6 protein-coding genes are annotated in these 6,876 nt (G+C 65.9%); 1 reads left to right on the top strand and 5 read right to left on the bottom strand.

Annotated elements, in window-relative coordinates:
- The coding region (locus tag Q0A15_RS14760) for an MFS transporter (RefSeq protein ID WP_291280284.1) at positions 1-645 on the bottom strand (645 nt) is incomplete at its 3' end.
- A complete protein-coding gene (locus Q0A15_RS14755) occupies positions 645-1,586 on the bottom strand; it encodes a CPBP family intramembrane glutamic endopeptidase (RefSeq protein WP_291280283.1) in 942 nt (313 codons plus the stop codon). The genes Q0A15_RS14760 and Q0A15_RS14755, both read right to left, overlap by 1 nt.
- A gap of 86 nt (positions 1,587-1,672) precedes the next feature.
- On the opposite strand from Q0A15_RS14755, the gene Q0A15_RS14750 reads away from it, so the two are divergent.
- Positions 1,673-2,056 carry a DUF3817 domain-containing protein gene (locus tag Q0A15_RS14750; RefSeq protein ID WP_291280282.1) on the top strand — a complete coding sequence of 128 codons (384 nt, stop codon included), beginning with the start codon at positions 1,673-1,675 and terminating at the stop codon, positions 2,054-2,056.
- Positions 2,057-2,091: 35 nt separating this feature from the next.
- Here Q0A15_RS14750 and Q0A15_RS14745 read toward each other — a convergent pair whose 3' ends face one another.
- The 3 genes from Q0A15_RS14745 to Q0A15_RS14735 all read right to left on the bottom strand — a co-directional run bounded on the left by Q0A15_RS14745 (position 2,092) and on the right by Q0A15_RS14735 (position 6,646).
- Complete coding sequence (locus tag Q0A15_RS14745) at positions 2,092-2,772, bottom strand: pentapeptide repeat-containing protein (RefSeq protein ID WP_291280281.1); 681 nt, start codon at positions 2,770-2,772, stop codon at positions 2,092-2,094.
- Positions 2,769-4,808 carry an ABC transporter ATP-binding protein gene (locus tag Q0A15_RS14740; RefSeq protein WP_291280285.1) on the bottom strand — a complete coding sequence of 680 codons (2,040 nt, stop codon included), beginning with the start codon at positions 4,806-4,808 and terminating at the stop codon, positions 2,769-2,771. Before Q0A15_RS14740 ends, Q0A15_RS14745 begins: the two co-directional genes overlap by 4 nt.
- Positions 4,809-4,909: 101 nt before the next feature.
- On the bottom strand, positions 4,910-6,646 hold the full coding sequence (locus tag Q0A15_RS14735) for an ABC transporter ATP-binding protein (protein ID WP_291280280.1): 1,737 nt from the start codon (positions 6,644-6,646) through the stop codon (positions 4,910-4,912).
- Positions 6,647-6,876 lie beyond the last annotated feature (230 nt).

The following is a 6,876-nucleotide window of genomic DNA, read 5'->3' as shown; positions in this document are numbered from 1 at the left end:
GAGCTTGCTCAGCAGAGGGAGGTCGCGCTCCGAATGCTTCACCACCGGCACGAAACCGCGCGGCCGAGGAGCCAGCAGGAAGAACGCAACTGCCGCCAACGCGGCCAGCGCTGAGACGGCGAACGTCCCCACCCGCCACGTGAACACGTCCCCGAGGGGGCCGGCCAGCAGCCGACCCATCAGGCCACCCAGGCTGGTTCCGGAGACATAGGTACCGCCTGCCACGGCAGCGGCCACCGGAGAGATCTCTTCCGTCAGGTAGGCCATGGCCACGGCAGGGATCCCACCCAGAGCCAGCCCCTCCACGAAGCGTAGCCCGAGCAGCACCTCGAAGGTCGGGGCGAACGGAACGGCCAGTCCCAGGATCACGGCGGCGCTGATGGCCAGACGCATGGTGGAACGACGGCCATGTCGGTCGGCCACGCGTGACCACGGGATCACCGCGACCGCCAGGCCCAGGGTCGCCGCGGAGACCGCCAATGCAGCCCGCGACTCGCTGATGTTCTCTGCCGCTGCCAAGGCAGGAAGCGTGCCTTGCACCGAGTACAACTGCGCAAAGGTGGCGATGCCAGCACAGAACAGGGCGAGGATCATGCGGCGGTAACCAGAGGAACCGCGGGCGTGGCCGTGCCACACGTCGGCCATCAGGCCCCCACCGGACCCCAGCCAAGCAGGTCAGTGCCCAGGGCATAGCCGACGATCAGGGCCATCAGATTGCTGAAAGCGTGCATGCTGTAGGAGAAGCCGATCGACTTCCCGGAGAGCAGGTACCCGGTGCCGAAGGAGATCCCCATCAGCAGATAGGGGGTACCCGTGATGAGGGTGGGGACTTCGCCGGAACCGATGAAGTGCAGGCCGCAGAAGGCGACAGCGGCGATCACCATGAGAACCCACGGGTTCAGCACCCTGGCCACGCGTGGCAGGCGACGGCTCAGAACTCCGGACAACTTGCCGATCAGCAGGTGACGGAACAGGTACTCCTCCACGAGTGGCCCCATCACCACCACCATCAACAGCATCGGAAAGAAGGCGACCGCGTTCATCATCGAGTTTGCGGCCTGTTGGTTCTCGCTCTGGGTGATGTCCTTCGGACCGATACCTTGGGACGCGGCGAAAAGGCTGACCAAGAAGGCCGTGAGCATGATGCACACGAACCAGGCCCCCGGCACGGACGGGAATTTGGCCCACGGGTACCAGAGGAAGGTCTTGAACGACTTCCACAATTCCTTCTTCAGGCTGAGGACCACCATGACGACACAGATGACGTAGGAGACGAAGTTGAGGACGAATCCGGCCACGTCCAGGTTGTCTCTGAGCACGTCAGGGGACACGAAGAGCGGGGCGAGCAGCCCCACCACGCCCACCATCATCACGACGAAGTAGGTCAGAACCGTGGCCAGGTCCATCCAGGTGAACCGTTCCAGCTGCGCCTGAGGGTGCCTACGTCTGCGACGCATGCCCGGCGGCTGCGGCCCCGGATACTGGCCCTGGTCTTGCGAACCCGGAACGTAGTACTGCTGTGGAGGACCCACCGGAGGAAGCGGGTGCTCTAGGTGAGGGCGCTGTTCCGGAGGGAGATAGGTCATGGACTCCACCTTAAGCATCCGAGACATCCCGGATAGAGTTCATGCAGCGTTTTGTCCTGTGCCTCTCATTTGATCCGGAGCCCACCGTGCCCCTCACCACCGGTCGCCTCGACCGCGCGTCCGCCCTGTTCTTCCGCACCATGTCCATCATCGAGGCGGTGAGCTGGGTGGGGATGATCATCGCCTTGGTGGTGAAGTATCCGCTGGACGGCACGCCGGTGCTGGTGACGGTCTGGGGCTGGGTCCACGGCCTCGCCTGGATCGGCTTCTGTGTGGCCGGTCTCAACGTGGCGTTCCGCTTCCGGTGGTCCTGGTGGCTGGTCCCGGTGGGGTTGGTGATGTCGGTGCTGCCGTTCATGACCATCCCGTTCGACGTGTGGATGGAGCGCACCGGGCGGCTCAAGCGTGGTGCCGCGGCGAACTCCACCGACACGATCCCGACCTCAGCGACGTCAACGGCGTCGACATGATTCGGGTCGGTGCCGGTGGACAGGGTCGGCAGAAGCTACAGCACCCTCAGTCCGAACTCCTCAGCGAAGGCCGGTGCGAGCGCCTCAAGTTGGCGGGCGCTGATCACCGCGCCGCGTAGTCCCGCGACCGGGCCCACTGTGCGCAGGTCCGCAGAGCGTAGGTCCACATCACGCAGCACGGCACCGGCCACGACCAGCCGCGCTACCCTCACATCTCGCAAAGCCAGCCGGGTAACGCGCGCCTCGGACAGGTCCAGGTCCTCGATGGAAGCATCCTCGATCAGGACGTCCGAGACCGAGGCCCGGCGCAGGTCAAGCGATCCGATCTTCGCCTGAGTCACGTACAGCCCGTTGACCTTGGCATCCACCAGGTCCAGCAGCCCGGCCCGCATCCGCCTCACCACCATGTGCCGCCACCCCGAGCGGGCCGCGGCCAGCCGGTCTGCGAACACGTCCTCCAGAAGGCTCCCCTCCCAGCGGCAGCGGTCCAACCGCAGCTGCGACAGGTCGGCGCCCGCCAGGACGCAATCACGGAAGGTGACATCCGTGAGGTCGGCGGCACCGCCGTCAGGCCCAGGCCCAAGCGCGTCCGCCGCGCGGCCGCTCAGGCGGACGCCGTCGAACTCCCCGCCGAGGCCGAAGTCGCCCCAGGCGCCGTCCCGCCCGGTGACCGAGGGGTCACCGAGCGGGACGCGTGGGGCGACGGGCGCGCTCACGCGCCGGACTCGTTTCCTGGCGCCTCACCAGTGTCCGACGACTCGGTACCCGACGCCTGCGGGTCACTCACCATGGGCAGCGCCCCGGTTCCGGGCGGCTCCGCCGCCGCAGCCTCGGCCTCCTCGTCCACGGCCGGCCCCTGGAACTGCGCCATGTAGAGGCGGTAGTAGGCGCCCTTCTTGGCCAGCAGTGCCTCGTGGTTGCCCTGTTCCACGATGTGGCCGGCCTCCATCACCAAGATGGTGTCGGCGTCGCGGATCGTGGAGAGACGGTGAGCGATCACGAAGCTGGTGCGGTCGGCGCGCAGGGCGTTCATGGCCTCCTGCACCAGCAGCTCGGTGCGGGTGTCCACCGAAGAGGTGGCCTCGTCGAGGATCAGCAGCGACGGGTCTGAAACGAAGGCCCGCGCAATCGTGATGAGCTGCCGCTCGCCCGCCGAGACGTTGGTGGCGTCCTCGTCCAACACGGTCTGATAACCATCCGGCAGTGACGACACGAATCTGTCCACGTACGTGGCCTTCGCCGCGGCGATGACCTCCTCGTCCGTGGCGTCCAGACGTCCATAGCGGATGTTCTCCATGATGGTCCCGCCGAAGAGCCACGCATCCTGGAGCACCATGCCCACCTGCTCACGCAGGTGCTGCCTCGACAAGGTCGTGGTGTCCACGCCGTCCAGCAGGATGGCGCCGGAGTCGATCTCGTAGAAGCGCATCACCAGATTCACCAGCGTGGTCTTGCCCGCGCCGGTTGGTCCAACGATCGCGACCGTGTGGCCGGGTTCCACGACCAGGTCCAGGTCCTCGATCAGCGGCGTGTCAGGCAGGTAGGAGAAGTCCACGTCCTTGAACTCCACGCGCCCCTCTGCACGTTCCGGCAGGGTGGAGGTCTCGTTGTCGGGTTCCTCCTCCTCCGCGTCCAACAGCTCGAAGGTCCGTTCCGCGGCGGCCACGGCGGACTGCATCTGGTTGAACACACCGGCCATCTCCGACAGCGGCTGCGTGAACTGACGCGAGTACTGGATGAACGCCGTCGCGTCGCCCAGGCTCATGGTGCCGGAGGCCACCTTCAGCCCGCCGGCCACGGCGATGCCCACGTAGGACAAATACGACACGAACATCATGATGGGCATCATCGACATCGACAGCCCCTGCGCGCCGTAGGCGGCCTTGAAAAGCGATTCGTTGCGCTCGTCGAAGCGCTGACGCATGACATCCTCTCGGCCGAAGATCTTCACGAGTTCGTGGCCGGAGAAGGACTCCTCCACGTGCCCGTTCAGCGCGCCGGTGGACTTCCACTGCGCCACGAAGCGCTTCTGCGACGGCTTGCCGATCAGGCCCATGATGACGCCGGTCAACGGCAGCGCGATGAGAGCGATCAGTGCCAGCTGCCAGGAGACCACGAACATCATCACCACGATGCCGATCACGGTCATGATGGAGGAGACCAGCTGCGAGAGCGCCTGCTGCAGGCCCTGCTGGATGTTGTCCACGTCGTTGGTGACGCGGGAGAGCACGTCGCCGCGTTGGCGGGTGTCGAAGTAATTCAGTGGCAGCCGGTTGAGCTTCTCCTCAACGCGCTCGCGGAGGTTGCGCACCACGCGCATCACCAGACGGTTGAGCAGCCAACCCTGCAACCACATGAAGAACGCCGCAGCGAAGTAGAGCACCAAAACGGTCGCAATGATGTGGCCGAGCTCCACGAAGTCCACACCCTGGCCGGGGACCAGGTGCATCTTCTCCAGTCGATCCGCGGCTTCGGCACCCTCCGCCGCACGGGCGGCCTCCACGGCCTGTTCCTTGGTCATGCCCTCGGGCATGGAGCGGCCCACGATGCCGCCCAGGATCACGTCCATGGCCCGCCCCAACACCTTGGGGGCGATCACGTTGAACACCACGGAGGCCGCCACCAGCACGAACACCACGATCATGGCGATCTTGTACGGGGAGAGCAGGCCGAGCAGACGTTTGGCCGAACCCCAGAAGTGCTGGGCCTTGCGCAGGTCCTGCGAACCGCCGAAGCCGTCGTCGGTGCTCATGGCCTCGGTCGCGTCGCCGTCGCTCTCATGGCCGACGGCGGTGACCGCCTCGGCGGCCTGCGGCGCCTCGGCCGCCCGGTCACGTTTCTTGTTCTTCGGCATCAGGCCACCTCCTCCGCACTGATCTGGGATCGGACGATCTCTTGGTAGGTCTCGCTGGTTTCCAGCAACTGTTCGTGAGTCCCCCGGGCCACGATCTCCCCGTGGTCCAGGACCAGGATCTGGTCGGCATCGGTGATGGTGGAGACGCGCTGGGCCACGAGGATCACGGCGGCGTCCTCGGTGTAAGGCTTCAGCGCCTCCCGCAGCCGCGCGTCGGTGGCCACGTCGAGTGCGGAGAACGAGTCGTCGAAGAGGTAGACATCCGGCCGCGCGACGAGGGCCCTGGCGATGCACAGTCGCTGCCGCTGACCGCCGGAGACGTTGGTGCCGCCCTGCGAGACCCCGGAGTCCAGGCCGCCGTCGCGTTGGCTCACGAAGTCATCGGCCTGCGCCACGCGCAGTGCCTCCCAGAGCGTCTCGTCGGTGGCGTCCTCGTCGCCGAAGCGGAGGTTGGAAGCCACCGAGCCTGAGAAGAGGAAGGGCTTCTGCGGCACCGCCGCCACGGCGTCGGCCAACCGTGCCCGGGAGAGTTCCGAGGTCGGAACGCCATGGATGAGCACCTCCCCCCGATCCGGGTCGTACAGCCTCGGGATCAGGTTCAACAGAGTGGTCTTGCCGGCGCCGGTGGAACCGATGATGGCCGTGGTCTTCCCGGCCTCGGCCACGAAGTCCAAGCCCTGCACCACATTCTTCTCCGCACCCGGGTAGCCGAAGGCGACCCCACGGAACTCCACAGCAGGCGCACCCGGCACGGGCGCTGGGTCGTTCGCCACGGCGTCGGACACGGAAGGCTCGGTGTCCAGGACCTCCCCGATACGGTTCGCCGAGACCATGGCGCGCGGGACCATCATGGCCATGAAGGTGCCCATCATCACCGAGGTCAGGATCTGCATGAGGTACTGCATGAAGGCGGTCAGTGAGCCGACCTCCATGTGCCCGGCATCCACACGGTGGCCGCCGAACCAGAGCACGGCCGTGGTGGCGCCCTCGAGGACCAGCATGATCAGCGGGAACATGAGCACGAAGAGATTGCCGACCCGCACGCCGATCTTGGTGAGACCGTCATTGGCGGTGCCGAAACGCTCGGTCTCGTGCTGCTCGCGGGTGAACGCACGAACCACGCGGATGCCGGTGATCTGTTCCCGCAGCACGCCGTTGATGGCGTCCAGGCGGTCCTGGTTCTGCTGGAACAGCGGCATCAACTTGAAGACCAGGAAAATGACGATGGCGAACAGTGCGGGAACGGAGACCCACACCAGCCAGGACAGGCCGGCGTCCTCACGCAGGGCCATGATGATGCCACCGACGCACATGATGGGCGCGGTGATCATGAGGTTCAGGGTCAGCAGAGTCAGCATCTGGATCTGCTGCACATCGTTGGTGCCACGCGTGATGAGGGTGGCCGCGCCGAAGTGGTTGACCTCGCGGGCCGAGAATGCGGACACCTGTGCATAGACGCGAGCACGCAGATCACGGCCCACGGCCATGGCGACGCGGGAGCCGCACCAGACGGCAGCCACCGCGACCGCGACCTGGACGAAGGCGACCACGAGCATGACGCCGCCCAGATCCCAGATCCTGCCCACGTCACCCTTGACGACACCCTCGTCGATGATGCGCGCGTTCAGGGAGGGTAGGTAGAGCTGGGTGATGGTGGAGGCCAGCTGGAAAACCAGGACCAGCACGATCCACCACACATAGGGGCGTGAGTGTTTGGCAATGAGCTTGAGCAGCACTGAAGGGTTCCTTCTGCGTTGATGCCGTCCTGACGCGTGGAAGGCGGGTCCGCCGATGTGGGTGGGGCGGGCCGCTGAGGTACGCGCAGGGAGTCACGATCTTATCCCTTCTTCTACACCGATTGATAGTTCCCAATCGGTTTCACGGGGAGTTTCGGCTGTTAGTTCACCCACAGCACATCCGCACCGATGTGGCATGCGTCGTCGCAGCCGGTCGGTGAGAATGGAGG

The sequence above is a fragment of the Galactobacter sp. genome (assembly GCF_022712295.1).
GTDB lineage: Bacteria > Actinomycetota > Actinomycetes > Actinomycetales > Micrococcaceae > Galactobacter.
This window is presented reverse-complemented; position numbering and strand designations above follow the sequence as displayed.

Excerpts from the sequence above, each read along its gene's own strand:
- Q0A15_RS14755 (WP_291280283.1), bottom strand. The coding sequence starts at position 1,586 with ATGACCTATCTCCCTCCGGAACAGCGCCCTCACCTAGAGCACCCGCTT.
- Q0A15_RS14740 (WP_291280285.1), bottom strand. The coding sequence starts at position 4,808 with ATGAGCACCGACGACGGCTTCGGCGGTTCGCAGGACCTGCGCAAGGCC.